Genomic DNA, 18,402 nt, shown 5'->3' on the forward strand with positions numbered 1-18,402 from the left:
GCAGGTCCTGCCCCCGGCGGGGTGTGCGGCCCGGCCCCGACGCAGACCGTCAGCGGGGGTCGGGCTGCCCGTCGGTCGACTCCAGGGGCGGGACGGCGCCGCGGTCGGTGCCCTCGTCGGCGAGCTGATCCGGCTCGGGATGCTCGGTGTCGAAGCTCTCCGGCAGGTTCTTGATGTGCTTGTTCATGTTGCGGATGAGCAGCACGGTGGCGATGAGCAACAGCAGGATCACCGGGATACCGATCGGCGATGCCTTGCCGAACTCCGGCCCCACCGGGTTGTCGTTGTACCCGGGCGTACCGGGCGACTGGTTCTGCGCGAGCACCATCGCCGACTGGTACGCCAGGATCTGGACGTCCGGTCCCAGGGTGATCATCGTGGGTCCTCACTCGTGCTCGGGCCGACGGGGAGCGCGACGTAGGGGTCGACTCCCTCGAACAGGTCTGTCTCGTATTCTCCCTCACCGAGCTCGGGAAAGCCCACCCGGCTGGCGGCGAGCTCGAACTCCTCGGTGGGCCACACCCGCTGCTGCATCTCCACGGGTGCGGCGAAGAACCAGCCGTTGGGGTCGATCTGGGTGGCGTGGGCCAGCAGTGCCGAGTTGCGCTGCTCGAAGTAGTCAGCGCACTCGACCCGCGTGGTGACCCGCTCCATGATGTCGGGGCGGTCCCCCCAACGCGACAGGAACTCCTCGAAGTGGCGCACGCCATCGCGGGCGAACAGTTCGTCGTCCAGCAGCTGGAGGCGACTCTTGGGGAATCCGTGGGTGTAGTAGACCTTGGCGATCGCCCACGGCTCACCGGCGTCCTGATACCGGTCGGGGTCGGCGGCGGCCTCGTACGCGGCCATCGACGCCGAGTGCACCTTCAGGTGATCCGGGTGGGGATATCCACCGTTCTCGTCGTAGGTGATCATCACGTGGGGACGGAACTCCCGGATCCTGCGGACCAGGGACTCGGTGACCTCGTCGTCGTCGGCCAGGGCGAAACATCCCTCCGGCAGGGGTGGCGTGGGGTCACCCTCCGGCAACCCCGAGTCCACATATCCCAGCCAGTGGTGGTCGACCCCCAGGATGTCGGCCGCGCGCGCCATCTCACGCACCCGGACGCCCGTCAGGTCCGCGACGATGTCGGGGCGGTCCATCGCGGGGTTGAGGATGTCGCCCCGCTCGCCCCCGGTGCACGTCTCCACCAGCACGTGGACGCCCTCGGCGACGTACCTGGCCATGGTTGCCGACCCCTTTGACGACTCGTCATCGGGGTGGGCGTGGACCGCCATCAGCCGCAGACCGGCCATCGGGAGCACCTGCCGTTCTTCTCACGTGAGTGGATGACCGCACCATTCTATGGGCGTCGGCCCAGGCGCCGCCCCCGGCGGGGCCCGCCGGCGACCCCCGCCCGTCCCCGCCAGCGTGCCCCGATCCCCAGCGTGCCCCGATACCCTGGTTCCATGAGTGAGCCGAGGTCGGACGCCCCGTCGCAGCCCCCCGTGGGCCCGCCCGCGGACCGGTACGCGACCGCCGACCGCGGCTCGAACCTGACCGGCAAGGTCGTCGCCGTCATCCTGGCGCTGCTCGTGGGCGGCCTCGTGGTCGCCGGCGTCTACACGACGTGGCGACTCAACCAGACGCCGGACATCACCGGTGAGGCGATCGGGGTGGAGGTCGTCGACGAGACCCGGGTCGACCTGACGTTCACCGTGACGCGCGAGGAGCCCGGCACACCCGCCTACTGCATCATCCGGGCCCAGGAGGAGTCGAAGGGCGAACTCGGCCGACGCGAGGTGTACGTCCCACCGTCGGAGAACACCACGATCCAGATCGACGCGTCCGTCTTCACCACCGGACGCGCCTTCGCCGCGGACGTCTACGGGTGTGGCGACGACGTCCCCGACTACCTGCGCAGGTAGGGCCGCAGACGGCGCGGCCGTCAGGGCCGCGCGTAACGGACGGCGAGCAACGGCGCCTGTGTTAGAATCGGCGCTTCAGCACGGCTCCATTTTTCGCGGGGCCGTGTTTTTCTTACATCACGCACGCGAACAGATTGGAGTGCGCTCATGGCGAACGACACCCAGGTCCACTGGTTGACCCAGGAATCGTACGACCGCCTCATGGCCGAGAAGGAGGCGCTGATCGCCAACCGTCCGGTCATCGCCGCCGAGATCAACGAGCGGCGCGAGGAGGGCGACCTCAAGGAGAACGCCGGCTACCACGCCGCGCGTGAGCAGCAGGGCCAGGAGGAGGCCCGCATCCGGACCATCGACGACCTGCTGGCCAACGCCCAGGTCGGCGAGACGCCCACCGAGTCCGGTGTCGCGCTCATCGGCTCCGTCGTCCGCGCCTACTACAACGGCAACGAGGACACCAAGGAGACCTTCCTCATCGGTACCCGCGGCGAGGGTTCCGGCAAGGACGACCTCGAGATCTACTCCCCCGAGTCCCCGCTCGGCAAGGCCGTCCTCGGCGCCAAGAACGGGGAGAGCCGCGAGTACACCGCCCCCAACGGCAAGAAGGTCGCCGTCACCATCGTGACCGCGGAGCCGTACCACAGCTGACCGGCTGAAGACGGGGACCGGTGGTACGTTCTTCACGAATGTCGGGTCGCCTCCAGGCGGGCCCGAATCCGCCCCGGCGTAGCAGGAGTTCCACGTGTCAGACGGTTCCCAGGACAGGCCCCACGGCCCGGCCCCGACTATCGAAGCGGCGGCCGGGCGGGTCCTGGGACCGGCACTACGGACGGGTCAGTCCCCCTTCGAGGACGACCTCTACACGTGGACGCCCGAGGTGGCCGAGGAGCTGGCCCGCCGTCTGGACTCCGACCCCGAGGAAGGGGCCGCCGGCGCGGCGCCCGGGTCGACACGCTCCCCCGTGATGCAGGCGCTGCACGACCAGCTCGAGGGCGCCCCGCGGCCCGTGGTCCTGCTCGCCGCCGAGCTGCTCTTCATCCAACAGCTCCCCCTGTCCACGGTCACGGCCCGCCTCAAGCGCGGCCGCGTCCGCGACGTCCTCTCCTGGATCGAGGACGCGCCCGCGATCCCCACCGATCTCGACGAGGTCCTCAGCGAGAAGGGCCCGCTCACCGGCGGCCTGGGTTTCAACGTGCAGATGCGCGAGCACCTGCGCTGGCTGTGCTCGTTCGTCATCCACTGGGCCGAGCTCGACGCGTCCGTCCGGGACGCCGCGCTGTCGGATCCGTGGGAATTCCAGCGCGCGGCCCGCTCCACCCCCGGTGACTGGCGGGCCATCCGCTACAGCCTCCAGTACCTCGTGTGGCCCGGCTACTTCCAGCCGATCGTCAAGCACGAACACAAGACCCGCATCCGCGACGCGTTCGCCGACCTCATCGGCGGCCCGTCCGGCATCGACGAGCTGGACATCGACCAGGACCTGCACCGCATCTCCGAGGTGCTGTCCGCGCAGCTCGGCCAGCCCGTCGACTGGTACCGCGGCTCCGTGGCCAACCAGTGGCAGCGCCACCGCGACGACCACTCCCGGCGCGCCTGGCTCGTGCGGCCCGGCCGCGGCGGCGTCGGCCAGGCCGGCCAGTGGGTCGCCCAGAACCGCATCGCGCTGCCCGCCTCGCACCTGCCGCGGATCCCCGCGCACGCCAGCCGGCTCGAGGTGTCCCAGGCCGTCGAGCAGGGCTACCCGCACCTGGACTACCAGGCCCGGTTCCAGCTCACCGCCGAGCTGCACACCTTCCTGTCCCGGATGAACCCGCAGGACGTGGTGGCCACTGTCGCCGACGCCAAACTGCATCTGGGCACCCTCACCGACGACCTCGGCTACGTCGACGACGGCGGCCAGCAACTCGAGCGTTCGGTGCTGTGGAGCACCGTCACCCTCGACCTGGAGACCCTGCCCAGTCCTCTGTCCGAGTTGATCGGCGAGCCCGGCACGGTCGTCGACCTCACCGACGGCCTGGACGCGATGCTGTCGGCGATGCACCCCGGGCGCCACTCCGCGGAGTCGCAGGTCGCCGAGGCGCCCGCCGCCGGGGCGGTGCCGACCCTGCCCGAGGTCACCGACGAGCTGGCGGACGGCCTGCACATGCCCCGCGAGGAGCTGCAGGAGATCGTCGACACCCTGCAACAGCGTCAGCAGATCGTGTTCTACGGCCCGCCCGGCACCGGCAAGACCTTCCTCGCCCAGGAACTGGCCCGCTTCCTCGCCGGCCCCGACGACCCCAGCCGGGTCCAGCTGGTGCAGTTCCACCCCAGCTACGCCTACGAGGACTTCTTCGAGGGCTACCGGCCCACGCTCACCGAGTCGGGGCAGCCCGGCTTCGCTCTCCAGGCCGGGCCGCTGCGGCGCCAGGCCGCGCGGGCGACCTCGGAGTCGGGCCGCGAACACCCGAGCTTCCTCATCATCGACGAGATGAACCGCGCCGACCTGGCCCGCGTGTTCGGCGAGATGTACTTCCTGCTGGAGTACCGGGACCGGACCGTGCTGCCGCAGTACTCCCCCGACACCTCGTTCCGGCTGCCGCGCAACCTGTTCATCATCGGGACCATGAACACCGCCGACCGGTCGATCGCCATGGTCGACGCCGCCATCCGCCGACGCTTCGCGTTCATGGAACTGCACCCCGACACCCCACCGGTGGCCGGCGTGCTGCGACGCCACCTCGAGGCGCGCGGCGTGACGACCGAGCCCGCGGAGCTGCTCGAGGCGCTCAACTCCGAGATCGACGACTCCGACCGCGACCTGCGGATCGGGCCGTCGTACTTCATGAAGGACCAGGCCACCGAGCCGGGCGGCCTCGAGGCGATCTGGCGGTTCGACCTCCTCCCGCTGCTCGAGGAGCACTACTACGGGCGGCTCACCCGCGCCGAGGTGCACGAGCGGTTCGGCCTCGCGGCGTTGCGCCGCAAGATCGGGCGGGCGTGACCGCAACTCCGACGCGCGCCGGCGCGCCGGCGTCGGCACAGTCGCCGGCGTCGCCGGTGGCGCTCGAGTTCGACGAGTTCGACCGACGTGGCCGACTGGTCAACCTGAGCTGGGAGGGTGCGCAGCACCTGTCGCAGACCGGACTCGTGGAGGTGCTGCCCGCCGGCCGTGACACGTGGCGGCTCATCCCCTGCGGCGCGGTCGGCTCGGTCCGCGTCGAAGGCCTGTCGGTGCGGGTCATGCCCGCCGCCAGCCTCGGCCTGACGCAATTGTTCTTCCTGCTCGACCACGCGGCCGACGACCCGTTCCTGTCCTCGTCCGTGCAGGCCAGGGACGACGACGAGCTGTGGACCTCCGTCGCCGAGTCCATGGCCCGGTTGGCGCACCGGGCCCTGTCCGCCGGGCTGCTGCGCGGGTACCGCAGGGTGGACGAGGCGCTGACCACCGTGCGCGGCCGGATCCGCCTGGGTGACCAGATCCGCCGCCACCCGGGCATGACCATCCCGCTCGAGGTCACCTACTCCGAGTTCACCCCGGACATCGCAGAGAACCGCATCCTGCGGACGGCCGCCCACCGCCTCCAGTTCCTGCCCGAGCTGCCCGATGCCACCCGCCGCCAGCTGGCGATGGTCGACGCCCGACTCTCGGATGCCACGCTCATCGGCCAGGGCGCGCCCGTGCCGGCGTGGACGCCCAGCAGGCTCAACGCCCGCTACCAGGACGCGCTGGCGTTGGCGGACCGCATCGTGCGGCGGATCTCGGTGGAGGTCGAGGACGGTCACGCCGCGTCGGCGGCTTTCGTCACCGAAATGCCGGCACTGTTCGAACGCTTCGTGGAAGCCGAGCTGACCGCCGCCCTCGACGGCCGGGGTGGTCGGCTGCTGCAGAACCCCGTCGTCAACCTGGATTCCGGTGCCGAGGCGGACGACGCGCCGTCGGGGCGTCACAGCGCGCCGTCCGACGACGGTGACCACATCTCCGTGCGCACGGGGTTGGTGTACGAGGTCGACGGCGAGCCCGTCACCACGTTCGTCCCGACCTATCCCACGGACCGCCGGGCCCGCGCCGCCGAGCACTATCGACTGTTGGCCGCCTGCACCGCGCTCGGGGTGGACCGCGCGTACCTGGTCTACCCGGCCCAGCGGCGCGACGATTCCCCCCAGCCCCGACGGATCGTCCACACCGACATCTCGATCGTGGAGTACCCGATCGATCTCTCGCGCGGGCCCGCCGAGAGCAGGAGGGCTATCGTCGAGTTGGCCCAGCACGCCCGTGAGCTGGCCGCTCCGTCCGCCGCACGCCACCGAACAGCCTCACGTCACGACGCCGGGGCCCACCACAGCGCAGAGTCCGACCACAACGCAGAGTTCGACCACAACCCAGAGTCCGACCACAACCCAGAGGGGAGACGACACGCCCGATGACCGACGCCGACGACGCCTCCCGACGCATCTGGATGAGCCTCGGGCTGGCAGCCGTGGGCACGGTGGGGGCGTACCGCGGCGCGCAGGAGGTACTCACGCAGCAGGCCAGGATCGCCCGCCGGGTGATCCCCAAGCCGACGTCGCGGCCCTACTCCGGCGACGGGCTCTACCGGCCCAGGGCCAGCGCGCCCGAACCGTGGCGGCCCGGCATGACGTGCGACGTGCACATGATGATCTTCGGCGACTCGCTCGCCGCCGGCCTGGGCGCCGACTCCCCTGACGAGCTGCCCGGCGTGCTGCTGGCACGCGGCCTGGCCGAGGAATCCGGGTGGAACGTGCGGCTGAGCATCAAGGCGATCGTCGGCGCCACCTCCAAGGGACTGCCCGGGCAGATCGAGGCCATGCAGATCGCGCACGGCGACCCCGACATCTCGGTGATCCTCATCGGCGGCAACGACATCACCTCCCGCAACGCGATCGGCCCCTCGGCCCGCCGCGTGGGCGAGGCCGTGCGGGCGCTGCGGGAGAACGGTTCACACGTCGTCGTGGGCACCTGCCCCGACCTGAGCATCATCAAGCCGGTCCCCCAGCCGTTGCGATCGGTCATGTCCGGCCTGAGCCGACGCCTGGCCGCCGCGCAGGCCGTGCAGGCCCGCAAGGCCGGCGGCGTCCCCGTCTCCCTCGCGGAGACCCTTGCGCCCGAGTTCCACCGTCGCGGCGAGAGCCTGTTCTCGCCCGACCGCTTCCACCCCAACTCCGCCGGATACGAGCTCGCCGCCGGCCTGCTGCTGCCCGCCGTGTGCGTTGCCCTGGGCGTGTGGGACGAGATTCCCGAGGAGCACGTGCCGCGCGACGCCGAGGAGGCCGCCGCGTCGCTGGAGGCCGCCGAGAGCGCCGCGGCAGACGCTGCGTCGGATGCCCGCGCGGAACCGGACGCCGATTCCTCCGACGCCGCCTCTCCGGCCGAGCACCGCGAGTCCGTGGTGGCCCGGCTGACCAAGCGCCTGACCGACTTCGCCCGCACTCACGAGGATGCGGACGACGGTGACCGGAACACGTTCCTGCATAATGAGGACGTGGACGGTGACCCCGAGAGCACGGGCGAGGCCCGTGAGGCCGCGGACACCCTCCGACGCCGTAGCCGGATCCTGACACCGACCCGCTCGACGCGGGACGACCCGGATCCCCAGGACTGACCCGACCACACCAGCACTCACCCGCAACGAAGGAGCTCTCCATGCCGGAAGCCGTGATCGTCTCGTACGCCCGTTCCCCCATCGGGCGCGCCAACAAGGGTTCCCTCGTGGGCATCCGCTCCGACGACCTCACCGCCCAGATGGTCAAGGCCGCGCTGGACAAGATCCCCGCGCTCGACCCCACCCAGATCGACGACCTCATGTTGGGGAACGGGCTGCCCGGCGGCCAGCAGGGGTTCAACATGGCCCGCGTCGTGTCGGTCCTCGCCGGCCTGGACACCGTGCCCGGCACCACCGTCAACCGCTACTGCTCCTCTTCGCTGCAGACCACCCGCATGGCACTGCACGCGATCAAGGCCGGGGAGGGTGACGTGTTCATCTCCGCCGGCGTGGAGACCGTCTCCAACTTCCAGTACGGCACCTCCGACCACATCCCGAACACCCACAACCCGATCTTCGCCGACGCCGAGGCCCGCACCGCCGCGCGCGCCGAGGGCGGGGCCCCTGTGTGGACCGACCCGCGCGCCGAGGGCCTGCTGCCCGACGTGTACATCCCGATGGGCCAGACCGCCGAGAACGTGGCCCAGATGACCGGCATCACCCGCGAGGAGCAGGACCGCTGGGGCGTGCGCTCGCAGGAGCGCGCCGTGGCCGCCGTCGACCGTGGCCACTTCGCCAATGAGATCACCCCGGTGACGATGCCCGACGGCACCGTCGTCTCCGCCGACGACGGCCCGCGGCCCGGCACCACCTACGAGAAGATCTCGCAGCTCAAGCCGGTCTTCCGTCCCGACGGCACCATCGCGGCCGGCAACTGCTGCCCGCTCAACGACGGTGCTGCCGCCCTGGTGATCATGTCCGATACCAAGGCCAAGGAGCTGGGCCTGACCCCGCTCGCGCGCGTCGTCTCCACCGGCGTGTCCGGCCTGTCGCCCGAGATCATGGGCCTGGGGCCGATCGAGGCCGTCAAGAACGCCCTGCGGATCGCCGGCAAGTCGATCTCCGACATCGACCTGTTCGAGATCAACGAGGCGTTCGCCGTGCAGGTGCTCGGCTCGGCCCGCGAGCTCGGCATCGAGGAGGACAAGCTCAACATCAACGGCGGTGCCATCGCGCTCGGCCACCCCTTCGGTATGACGGGCGCCCGCATCACCGCGTCGCTGCTCAACAACCTGCAGGCCGAGGACAAGCAGTTCGGCGTCGAGACCATGTGCGTCGGCGGCGGCCAGGGCATGGCGATGGTGCTCGAGCGCCTCAGCTGATCCCATCCGGCGTGGCCTGAGCCCGCGCCACCCCGCGGCACTGCGAGCGCCCCGGGCACGCTTCTCTCGAGGAAGTGTGCCCGGGGCGCTCTCGCCGTTGGTCCTGCAGCCGGCTACCCCGGCGGCGCCCGCGGGGTGTACGAGGCGGGCCGGGCACGCCGGCCGCCGCCGGAACCCCATCGCCGCCACACCCGAAATGCCGACGACCCCGGCTCCCCTCGCGGGGGGCCGGGGCCGTGGGATTCGCCGGAACCTGACCTGATCAGTCAGGCAGCGCTACAGCTCGCGCCGGTCAGTCGCGGAAGTAGCTCATGAGGCGGAGGATCTCGACGTACAGCCACACCAGGGTGACCGTGAGGCCGAGCGCGACGCCCCACGCCATCTTGGACGGGGCACCGGCGCGCACGAGGCGGTCGGCGTTGTCGAAGTCCATCAGGAAGCTGAACGCGGCCAGGCCGATGCACAGGAGGGAGAAGCCGATCGCGATCGGGCCGCCGTCGTAGAGCGGGTTGGTGCCGGTGAACAGGCTCAGCACGATGCTGCCCAGGGCCGCGAACAGCACGCCGACGATCGCGGCGGACATGAAGCGGGTGAACTTGGGCGTCACGCGCACGGCGCCGGTCTTGTAGACGAACAGCATGCCCACGAAGACGCCGATGGTGCCGAGGATCGCGGCACCCACCGCGCCGAGGACGCCGCCGGTCCCCTGCAGGTCGATGGTGAACAGGTACGTCGCCGCGCCGACGAACAGCCCCTCGAGGGCGCCGTAGGTCAGGGTGACGGGCGCGGAGTCCATCTTGCGCGCGAAGGTGGCGATCAGAACGGTGATCAGGCCGCCGATGCCGCCGACCAGGATGAACGGGAACAGCAGCCCCGGGTTCATCGTGATCAGGTAGAAGGAGATCGTGCCGACGATGGCGAGCAGACCGAGGGTCGTGCCGGTCTTCGCGACCACATCATCGATCGTCATGGGCCGCGTGTCGGCGGCGAACTGCGGGTGCGCCTGCGGGGCACCGTAACCGGCCTGGGCACCGAAGCCCTGCTGGCCGTACTGGCCCTGCTGGAAGGCGCCACGGCCGGCACCACCGAGATGGGTGGCGCCGCGGGCACTGTCCGTGGACAGTGAACTGAAGACCGGGTTGCTACTGGTGCGCATCGAGGTCCCTTCGGAATTGTCGGGGAAGGTCGTTGGTCGAGAGTCCCCGCCGGGTCACCGACGAATCACTCGTACATAGTCAACGCGCGGGCTCACCTGTGTGTTCCCGGCGCCGATACCTATCTTGCCCGATCCGTTCGCCCGGCCCGGAACGACTCACGGGAACGACGACGACGACGACGAAGATTTCAGCGCCGAGCGATTCTGCGGTCCCCGACGCCGCGGATCATTCGCAGGCGACACCGTCGTCGTCGCGGTCCAGTTTCGAGGCGTACCCCGGCTGCCCGCGGTACAGCGGCGCGACGCCGGCGGCCCGGGCCGCCGAACAGTTGGCGTAGTACGCCGCCTGCGGGACCGGCTCGGCGACCGGGGCGGGCGCGTAGGTCTGCGGCGGGGCGTACGTCTGGACCGGGGCGGGCGCGTACGTGGGCTCGGGAGCCACCGGCTGCCGGGGCGCGGACTCCGACTCGACGGCGACGGGCGTGACCGGGGTCGCCGAGGCCGGTGAACTCGTGGGGGTCTGCGTCACGGTGGTCGTCGGCGCCGCGGCCCGGGCCGTGGTGGTGACGGTGCTGGTCGCGGCCACCGGGCTCGAGGCCGGGGTCGGCGTGGGCGCGGGGGTGGGCATCAGTGCCGCCCCGACGATGAACATGGCCACCGAGACGGAGCCGACCACCGGCCAGCGACGGGTGAACGGGCGCAGCGGGGTGTTCCAGGTCAGCGGGCTCAGCGCGTCCGGGGCGACGAAGCCGGACATCGACTGCGCGGCGAGAGCGGCCTGCCGGTCGAGTTGGAAGTCCTCCTCGGCGTGGGTGCGGTCCTCACGCTCGCAGAAGACCCACCACCCGCCCGCCACGGCCATGGCCAGACCGATGAGCGCCATCGCCACCGACTCGAGGACGCCGCTGCCGAGCGTTCCGAGCGCCCCCACCAGTATGATCCCGCCCATGACCAGGCCGGCCCAGGCGAGGACCGGCTTCCAGACGGGAGGCGTGAGGTAGGTGGGCTCGGTCAGGGTCGGACGGGCCATGGAGGGCAGGACGATCGGCATGCTCGCGGTCTTTCGAGGGAGGTGAGGGGCCCGCGGCGGCCAACGGACGACGCGCGGTGAGGATGTGAACACTACTCCACCGCGTGCCGCCCGCCAAAGAAATCCTTATCCAGACAGGGGTCGGCCCCGCGCAGGGTCCACTACCCCAGCGCCACCTTGTGGTTCCACGATCGCGCGGTGCGCCAGAGGCAGAACGCCGCCACCGCGACCAGGGAGACCACGAACCCGACCGGCATGACCTCGCTGGTCGTGTGCCCCGCGGCGAGCTCGCCGACAAGGTCGAACCGGACGAGGCCCAGGGTCTCGCCGTCGGCCTCCCCCACCCCGAACGGGATCACGAGCATGCCGAGCAGGGCAAGGACCTGGCTGGCGATGTAGACCGCGACGAACACCACCACGGGCCCGCCGGCACCGAGTCCGGCCAGTCGCCGCTCGTGCCCCACCGAGACGGCGAAGTAGTAGTACACCGGCCAGACGAGGAACCAGGCCAGCACCAGTGCCAACCCGGCGGCGATCATCCACCCCGGGGTCACGGCCGTGACCGTGGACCACGCCTCGGTCAGCGTCGACCACGACGGCGCGGTGCCCCCGGACCGCTGCGAGTTCGCCCACCACGCGAGCAGCGCGAGCACGAGGGTCAGGACGATCGCCGCCAGCGAGGCGAGCATCGTCCACGCCAGCTTGGCCCGGAAGATGCGGGCCCCGCGCACCGGGATCGAGTGCGTGAAGTACCCCGTCCGGCCGTAGCCGGAGCGCCAGTAGTCGGCGGCGAGGGCCAACTGGACGGCCGGGACCGCCACGACCGCTGCGAGCATGCCCGCGGCCAGCCCGAGCTCGGACAGGAGCGGCCATCCCGAGGCACCGAGCAGGCTGCCCAGCACGCCGACCAGCGCGATCAACCCGAAGAGGGTCGCGAGCGGACCGCGCGTGCGCAGCCACTCGTGCTTGAGGAGTGTTGTCGTCGTCGTCATCGGTAGGTCTCCCTGAAGATCTGGTCGAGGCTGGCGCCGCGGCTGCCGCGGAGGTCGTCGGCGTCGCCGGAGAGCAGGACGCGGCCGTGGCGCATCATGACGGCGGCGTCGAGGATCGGCTCGAGGTCGTGGACGAGGTGGGTGGTGATGAGCAGGAGCGAGTCCTCGGAGAGGTTGCGTACGATCCCGTCGAGGATCACCTGACGCGCGGCCGGGTCGACGCCCGAGATGGGCTCGTCGAGGAGGAACACGCGCGCGTCGCGGGACATCGCCAGGGCGATCTGGACCTTCTCGCGCATGCCCTTGGACATCTGCTTGAGGCGCGCCGACTCGCTCAGGCCGAAGAAACCGATGAGGTCGCGCGCCTTCTCGGGCTGAAAGTCGGCGAAGAAGTCCGTGTACAGCTCGAGGCAGTAGCTCACCCGCGCGGCGTCGGGCAGGAAGCTGGTATCGGGCAGGTAGGAGACGAGAGCCTTGGATTCCGGGCCGGGGACGTGACCGGCGATCCGCACGTCGCCGGAGTACCCGGCCAGGACGCCGGCGAGGATCTTGAGCAGCGTGGTCTTGCCGCAGCCGTTCTCGCCCAGCAGGCCCACGATCTGCCCCGGGGCCAGGGCCATGTCCAGGCCGTCGAGAGCGGTGGTGGCGCCGTACGTCATGCGGAGCCCGGTGGCCTCAACGAGTGTAGTGGCGGGGCTCGCGGTGGCGGCGTGGTCGGTGGCGCTCATGTCAGGCACCTCCGTCGTGCTCATCGGTAGTGGTGTGTTCATGGGTGTCCCATCTGTGGTCGAGCAGCGTTCGGGCTTTGTCGTGCGCCATTCCCAGGCCGCGGACGCGTCGAATGAAGGCGTCGGCGGCGCCGGTGGCGAGGTCGGCGCGGACCTCGTCTATCCGTTCATCGTCCTGCGTGACGAACCGCCCGGTGGCCCGCTCGGACCGGCACAGTTCGAGCCGTTCCAGTTCCGCGAGGGCCCGCTGGGCGGTGTTGGGGTTGACGCCGAGATCGGCCGCCAACTCCCGGACGCCGGGCATCTTCTCCCCGGCCGCCCACTCCCCGGTCACGATGCGCCGCGAGAACTCCCCGACGAGCTGCACCCAGATCGGGGACGAGTTGTCGAACTGCATCGCCGCCCCGCTTCCGTGTTGCTGTATTAGGTGCTTAATACAGTGACATCAGGCGGGGCGCTTGTCAAAAAGTGGATGCTGACGAGCCGTTGCGCGGGGCGGCCCAGAGGCGCAGACTGAGGCAAGGACCTGCGGAAAGGGCCGGCCATGAACGCACTCGTCGTGTACGAATCCGCGTGGGGGAACACCAGGCTCGTCGCCGAGGCGATCAGCGACGGCCTGTCCCCTCACCTGACCGCCGAGGTGGTGGCCGCCCACCAAGCGCCGCCGCTCGCCGAACTCAAGGTGGACCTCCTCGTGGTGGGCGCGCCGACCCACGCGTTCGGGCTACCCCGCGACGGCACCCGCGAGGACGCCCACGCCCGCGGCGGCGAGCTGATCCCGTCGGGAGTGCGCGAGTGGCTCGACGCCGCCGAGCCCGCCTCCCTTGCGGTGGCCACCTTCGACACCCACGTCCGCCATCCCGACCTCCCCGGCCATGCAGGCAAGAAGGCCGCAAAGAAGCTACGCAAGCTCGGCTGCCACCCGGTGACGGATCCCGAGACCTTCTACGTGGACGGCTACGAGGGCCCGCTCCTGACCGGCGAGCTGGAGCGCGCGAGGGAATGGGGAGACGGCCTGACGCGCGGCGACTGGTGAGCCGGGCCGGGTGTCGGCGGGGTGGGCTTCGAGGGAAACTACGACGACGAGGTCGACCACCCCGCCCACGCCGCAGGTGCAGGGCGTGCCGAACCGGCAGGGTTGACCGATACCCCTAGGGGTATGTAACCTCGGGGCATCAGCCAGTCGGATCATCGGCCGGCGGTCGGCGCGATTCACGCCGACGACAACCCCACCCCCTGAGGAGTCTCATCATGTGCCGTCCCGCCACCTGCAAGAAGTGCGGCAAGACCACCTGGGCCGGATGCGGAATGCACGTCGACCAGGTGATGGCCGGTGTGCCCAAGGCCGACCGCTGCCCGGGCCACGAGTCGGACGTCCCCGCCGTCAAGGACGGCTTCTTCGCCAAGATGTTCAGCAGGTAGTCCCGACCGCCGCCGTCGAGCCTGGCGGAATTCGATCCGCATTCGATCCGCCCCTCGGATTTTGACCTGCGTTCGATCCGCCCCTCGGATTTTGACCTGCGTTCGATCCGCCCCTCGGATTTCGATCCACGCTGCGGCCCCGGCGCGCAGAAGAAAATCCGACGGGCGGATCGGGGCGTTTCGGACAGGGGCTACCGGGAGTCGTCGGCCGGGGGCCGTCAGTCGGGGCTCGTCAGTCGGGGCTCGTCAGCTGGGGATACCGAAACGGGCCGCGAGGTACGGGATCAGGCCCATGCACTCCGGTGTGAGAGCGAGGCACGCGGGCTCATCCGGCCCGGGGCCGAACAGAAAACGCAGCGGATTCTCGATCGAGCCGGCGGGAAACATCTCATCGGTCCTCTCGTGGTCGACGGGCGGGTCCACTAGGGAAATCGCGTGTGAGGTCGATCCTGTTATCGCCCTGCCAGCGTCGTCAAGGGCCCTTCTGCCGACACCGGCCCGATGCAGCTGTCCGGGATCGTGGCCAGCGAACACCACGCAGACGGCAGCACCGGACGGTATCCGTCGGGCACTCCCCCGCCCGCGATGATCTCGCGGTAGGCGTCGACGCCCGACGTGGGTTGGCGTGTCAGCGTCGGGTCGGTGAGCACGTTCACCCGATACAGCCCGAACCGCGCCGAGTAGTCGCCCCATTCGTAGTTGTCGACCAGTGACCAGTGGTTGTAGCCGATCACGGGGTAGCCGTCCGCCACGGCCCGCTGCAGCCAGAAGACCGTGTCGCGCAGGAAGTCGCCCCGCTCGATCCCGTCGGCGCGACCACCGTTGAGAGTCGGAATCCCGTTCTCGACGATGTAGATCGGCTTGCCCGGGTAGGCCTGCGCGTAGTGCGTGACCGCCTCGTAGATGCCCTCCGGCTGTGGCCGCACGGCCGCGAAGTCGTCCCACGCGGCGTTGATGGCGGTGAGGTTGTTCAGCGCGACGCCGTAGTAGTAGTCGATGCCGACGTAGTCCACGACGTCGGCCACCCTGTCCCCGATCAGCGTGTCGGTGAACTCGGTGGCCATGGGTAGATAGGCCTCGTTCATGGTGACCATCGCGGCCGGGTCGGCCCGGTGGGCGGCAGCGTAGCCGAGCCGGTGGGCGGCCTCGATGGTGTCGAGGAAGCGGGAGAAGTCGGTGAAGGCGACCCGGCCGATGGTCATCTCGTGTTTGAAGAACACCAGCGGCTCGTTGAACGTCACCCACATGGTGCCGGCGCCGGCCCACCGGTCGGTGATGAGGTCGGCGAAGCGGCCGAACGATTCCACCGCGTTGTCCGCGAGCATCCCGCCCCGGTCGGCCAGCCACCCGGGGTAGACGAAGTGCACCATCGTGATCATGGGGGTCATGCCATGTCGGCGGACCGTGTCGATGATCCGGTCGTAGTGTCTGAGGGCCTCGTCGTCGTACTCCCCCGGCGCGGGCTCGATCCGCGCCCACTCCACGCTCAGCCGGAAGGTGTTCACGCCCATCGCCGCGGCGTTGGCAATGTCCTCCTCATAGCGGTTCCAGAAGTCCACCGCCTCACCCACCGGGTCGGCCTGACCCGTCGGCGCGGTCGCGTCGACATACCGCTTCCAGTTGGAGTCCGGGTTCGAGCCCTCCACCTGGAAGCCCGACGTGGCGACGCCCCAGTGGAAGCCGGAGCCCGGTGCGGCCGGGCGCCCACCAGGCTGGGCCGCTGCGCTCGGCTGCAACTGCGGGGCCACCGCCACGGCGAGGACGAGCGCCAGCAGCAGTAGAAGCGCCCTCCGGATGATCGTCGGATGTCCTGCCCCTCGCGCGCGTCCGCTCATGGGTGAACCCTAGGAAGCACCCTCGCGGACGGCAGCGGAATGACCCAAGTGCGCGAACCGCGAGCGCTCCCGACGGTGGCATTCTTCACACTTCTGGCCATCTGGCCAAGAGAGGTTGGCCAGGTGGCCAACCTCGTGTCAGGATGGTCTACGCCGGGTGCGGATCTCCCCGGCATCGCTGCGTGCACACCGCCCGCAGTCCGACCGCCTTGGAGAGGCACCCGTGTCCCCCGCACGCCGCTGGACGGCCCTGCTCGTCCTCGTCCTTCCCGTTCTGCTGATCTCGATCGACATGTCCGTGCTCGGTATCGCCGTGCCCGCGCTGTCCGCAGACCTGCAGCCGACGTCGAACCAACTGCTGTGGATCATCGACCTCTACTCGTTCCTGCTCGCGGGCCTGCTGATCTTCACGGGCTCGCTCGGGGACCGGATCGGCCGCAAACGGATCCTCATGATCGGCGCACCCCTATTCGGCGTCGCCTCCCTCGTGGCCGCGTTCTCCACCAGTCCGGAGATGCTGATCCTCGGCCGTGCGCTCCTCGGCATCGGCGGTGCGACCCTCATGCCCTCCACCCTCGGCCTGATCCGCGCGATCTTCCCGGACCGCACCGAGCGACGCACCGCCATCGCCGTGTGGGCCACCGCGTTCTCCGGCGGCGCCGCACTGGGCCCCGTGGTCGGCGGGCTGCTGCTGGAGAACTTCTGGTGGGGCTCGGTCTTCCTCCTGAACGTCCCGGTCATCGCACTGTTCCTCCTCACCGCCCCGTTCCTGCTCCCCGAGGCGAAGGACCCCAACCCGGGCCCGTTCGACCCGACCTCCGTCATACTCTCGATCGCGGGAACGATCTCCCTGGTCTACGCCCTCAAGACCGGCGTGAAGGGAATCGACGGGGCGGTGCTCGTCGCCTTCGTTCTGGGTACTGCCGCGCTGGTCTGGTTCGTGTCCCGTCAGCGCCGCCGCGAGAACCCCATGATCGACGTGACCCTGTTCGGGAACTTCGCGTTCTCCTCGGCGGTGTCGATCAACGTGATCTCGGTGTTCGCGTTCATGGGGCTGATGTTCTTCCTCCCGCAGTACCTCATGCTCGTCCGCGGCATGGGCTCGGCCGAGGCCGGTCTGTGGATGCTGCCGCTCGCGGTGGCCGCCGTCGTCGGAACCCTGCTGGCCCCGGCCCTGGCGCGGACGGTCTCGGTGCGCACCGTGATCATGACGGGCCTGTCGCTCGTGATCGTCGGGTTCGTCATCGGCACCCGGTTGGACACCGCCGAGACGATGCTCCTCTTCACGCTCCTGTCGGCCCTGTTCGGCATCGGCGTGGGCCTCGCCGAGACCCTCACGAACGACGTCATCCTCACTGCCGCCCCGAGTGACCGCGCCGGCGCCGCCGCGGCGATCTCCGAGACCGGCTACGAGTTCGGCGGCGCGATGGGCACCGCCGTACTCGGCACCGCGGGGATGGCCGTGTACTCGAGCCGCGTGGTCGAGACCGCTACCCTGCCCGGCATGGATGCCGACTCCGCGATCGCCGCCTCCCAGACCCTGGCGGGTGCCCACGAGGTCGCGGAGACGCTACCCGGCGGCGGCGCTCGTCTGCTGGAGATCGCCGATTCCGCCTTCCTGGCGGGCATGGATCTCGTGGCCGCGATCGGTATCGGGACGGCGGCGATCACTCTGATACTGGCCTGGCGTGGCCTGCGCTCGGAGTCGCGAGCGGCCGGAGCAGCCAGGCCGGCGCCGGTAGAGGCGCACGACGCCGCAGCCGCCACAGCCGCGGGAGGGCCGGAGGCGAACCTGCCGTACATGCCACCGGCCGCGCGAGCGGACTCCGCTGCGTCGGAGGTGAACCGTGGCTGACGCTCGCCGCGCACAGGTGCCGATCGAACAGCGCCGCCGGGAACTCACCGAGACCGCGGTGACGGTAATGGCGCGGGACGGGGCGTGGGCGCTCACCACGCGGGCCCTGGCCAAGGAGGCCGGGGTGCCCCACGGGTCCGTCCACTACGCGTTCTCATCGAAGGACGAGCTGATGCGTTCGGTGCTGCGTCTGGACCTGACGCACCTGTCGGACCTGGTCCAGACGCAGCAGGACCGGCCGGTACACGGACCCGACGACGTGACCGCCGCCGTGGCCGAGCTCTTCGCGGCCTACGCGGATTCCGTCCTCGCCGATCCGATGACCGAGATCGCCTACTTCGAGTTGTCTCTGATGGCGGCCCGCGACGAGCAGCTGCGGGCTCTGGCCGCGCAGTCCCACCAGGAGTATCGCCGGATCATCGTCTCCCTTCTCGACGACCTGGCCGAGCGTGCGGGCCTGCGGTGGGACGCCGACGTGGTGCTGGTGGCCGAGCAGGCGATGACGCTGATGTTCGGGGCGGCGCTGGGTTGGTTCGAACTGCGCGACGACGCCCTGTTCCGGGCTGTGCTCGACGATGCCGCCGGGATGGTCGGTCGCCGACTCGTCTGAGCCC

General features: G+C 70.3%; 19 protein-coding genes. 10 read left to right on the forward strand and 9 right to left on the reverse strand.

Annotation, left to right across the window (positions count from 1 at the left end):
- Positions 1-49: 49 nt before the first annotated feature.
- Positions 50-376 (reverse strand): hypothetical protein, encoded by a 327-nt coding sequence (locus tag J1M64_RS02785; protein ID WP_067715680.1) that lies wholly within the window; start codon positions 374-376, stop codon positions 50-52.
- Positions 373-1,296, reverse strand: coding sequence for a mycothiol conjugate amidase Mca (gene mca / locus J1M64_RS02790; RefSeq protein ID WP_206472554.1), 924 nt, complete (start codon positions 1,294-1,296; stop codon positions 373-375). Before mca ends, J1M64_RS02785 begins: the two co-directional genes overlap by 4 nt.
- 153 nt (positions 1,297-1,449) lie before the next feature.
- Here mca and J1M64_RS02795 point away from each other — a divergent pair, with 153 nt between their 5' ends.
- The 6 genes from J1M64_RS02795 to J1M64_RS02820 all read left to right on the forward strand — a co-directional run bounded on the left by J1M64_RS02795 (position 1,450) and on the right by J1M64_RS02820 (position 8,770).
- Entirely contained in the window at positions 1,450-1,908 is a 459-nt protein-coding gene (locus J1M64_RS02795) for a DUF4307 domain-containing protein (RefSeq protein WP_067715685.1), read from the forward strand.
- Positions 1,909-2,055: 147 nt separating this feature from the next.
- The gene (gene greA / locus J1M64_RS02800) at positions 2,056-2,553 is read left to right on the forward strand and encodes a transcription elongation factor GreA (RefSeq protein WP_067715687.1); all 498 of its coding nucleotides are present in this window, start codon (positions 2,056-2,058) and stop codon (positions 2,551-2,553) included.
- Between the two features lie 94 nt (positions 2,554-2,647).
- Positions 2,648-4,888 carry an AAA family ATPase gene (locus tag J1M64_RS02805; RefSeq protein WP_206472556.1) on the forward strand — a complete coding sequence of 747 codons (2,241 nt, stop codon included), beginning with the start codon at positions 2,648-2,650 and terminating at the stop codon, positions 4,886-4,888.
- Positions 4,885-6,312 (forward strand): hypothetical protein, encoded by a 1,428-nt coding sequence (locus tag J1M64_RS02810; RefSeq protein ID WP_307872348.1) that lies wholly within the window; start codon positions 4,885-4,887, stop codon positions 6,310-6,312. Before J1M64_RS02805 ends, J1M64_RS02810 begins: the two co-directional genes overlap by 4 nt.
- Positions 6,309-7,508, forward strand: a complete 1,200-nt coding sequence (locus J1M64_RS02815) for an SGNH/GDSL hydrolase family protein (protein WP_206472559.1) — start codon at positions 6,309-6,311, stop codon at positions 7,506-7,508. Before J1M64_RS02810 ends, J1M64_RS02815 begins: the two co-directional genes overlap by 4 nt.
- A gap of 41 nt (positions 7,509-7,549) precedes the next feature.
- A complete protein-coding gene (locus J1M64_RS02820) occupies positions 7,550-8,770 on the forward strand; it encodes an acetyl-CoA C-acetyltransferase (protein WP_154828059.1) in 1,221 nt (406 codons plus the stop codon).
- A 292-nt stretch (positions 8,771-9,062) separates the two neighbouring features.
- On the opposite strand, the gene J1M64_RS02825 is transcribed toward J1M64_RS02820, so the two are convergent.
- The 5 genes from J1M64_RS02825 to J1M64_RS02845 all read right to left on the reverse strand — a co-directional run bounded on the left by J1M64_RS02825 (position 9,063) and on the right by J1M64_RS02845 (position 13,073).
- Entirely contained in the window at positions 9,063-9,926 is an 864-nt protein-coding gene (locus tag J1M64_RS02825; RefSeq protein ID WP_069389597.1) for a Bax inhibitor-1/YccA family protein, read from the reverse strand.
- Between the two features lie 226 nt (positions 9,927-10,152).
- Positions 10,153-10,977: an excalibur calcium-binding domain-containing protein gene (locus tag J1M64_RS02830; RefSeq protein WP_205475761.1), complete on the reverse strand. Its 825-nt coding sequence runs from the start codon at positions 10,975-10,977 to the stop codon at positions 10,153-10,155.
- Positions 10,978-11,117: 140 nt separating this feature from the next.
- Entirely contained in the window at positions 11,118-11,948 is an 831-nt protein-coding gene (locus J1M64_RS02835; protein WP_206472561.1) for a hypothetical protein, read from the reverse strand.
- A complete protein-coding gene (locus J1M64_RS02840) occupies positions 11,945-12,676 on the reverse strand; it encodes an ABC transporter ATP-binding protein (RefSeq protein WP_241260950.1) in 732 nt (243 codons plus the stop codon). Before J1M64_RS02840 ends, J1M64_RS02835 begins: the two co-directional genes overlap by 4 nt.
- A 1-nt stretch (position 12,677) precedes the next feature.
- Positions 12,678-13,073: a GntR family transcriptional regulator gene (locus J1M64_RS02845; protein WP_206472565.1), complete on the reverse strand. Its 396-nt coding sequence runs from the start codon at positions 13,071-13,073 to the stop codon at positions 12,678-12,680.
- A gap of 147 nt (positions 13,074-13,220) precedes the next feature.
- On the opposite strand from J1M64_RS02845, the gene J1M64_RS02850 reads away from it, so the two are divergent.
- Both J1M64_RS02850 and J1M64_RS02855 read left to right on the forward strand, forming a co-directional pair.
- Complete coding sequence (locus J1M64_RS02850) at positions 13,221-13,712, forward strand: flavodoxin domain-containing protein (RefSeq protein WP_206472567.1); 492 nt, start codon at positions 13,221-13,223, stop codon at positions 13,710-13,712.
- A 215-nt stretch (positions 13,713-13,927) separates the two neighbouring features.
- Entirely contained in the window at positions 13,928-14,098 is a 171-nt protein-coding gene (locus J1M64_RS02855; protein ID WP_096905156.1) for a hypothetical protein, read from the forward strand.
- A 246-nt stretch (positions 14,099-14,344) separates the two neighbouring features.
- Here the strand turns inward: J1M64_RS02855 and J1M64_RS02860 are convergent, their stop codons facing one another.
- On the reverse strand, positions 14,345-14,521 hold the full coding sequence (locus tag J1M64_RS02860; RefSeq protein ID WP_206472569.1) for a hypothetical protein: 177 nt from the start codon (positions 14,519-14,521) through the stop codon (positions 14,345-14,347).
- Between the two features lie 29 nt (positions 14,522-14,550).
- Positions 14,551-15,933, reverse strand: a complete 1,383-nt coding sequence (locus J1M64_RS02865; protein WP_206472570.1) for a family 1 glycosylhydrolase — start codon at positions 15,931-15,933, stop codon at positions 14,551-14,553.
- 223 nt (positions 15,934-16,156) lie between these two features.
- Between J1M64_RS02865 and J1M64_RS02870 the strand changes: the two genes are divergently transcribed.
- Together J1M64_RS02870 and J1M64_RS02875 are read left to right on the forward strand one after the other, a co-directional pair.
- Positions 16,157-17,788 (forward strand): MFS transporter, encoded by a 1,632-nt coding sequence (locus J1M64_RS02870; protein WP_206472572.1) that lies wholly within the window; start codon positions 16,157-16,159, stop codon positions 17,786-17,788.
- A complete protein-coding gene (locus J1M64_RS02875; protein ID WP_206472574.1) occupies positions 17,781-18,398 on the forward strand; it encodes a TetR/AcrR family transcriptional regulator in 618 nt (205 codons plus the stop codon). The genes J1M64_RS02870 and J1M64_RS02875 overlap by 8 nt, the downstream gene beginning before the upstream one ends.
- Positions 18,399-18,402: the final 4 nt, after the last annotated feature.

The organism is Dietzia sp. KRD202, assembly GCF_017168155.1.
GTDB classification, from domain to species: domain Bacteria; phylum Actinomycetota; class Actinomycetes; order Mycobacteriales; family Mycobacteriaceae; genus Dietzia; species Dietzia kunjamensis.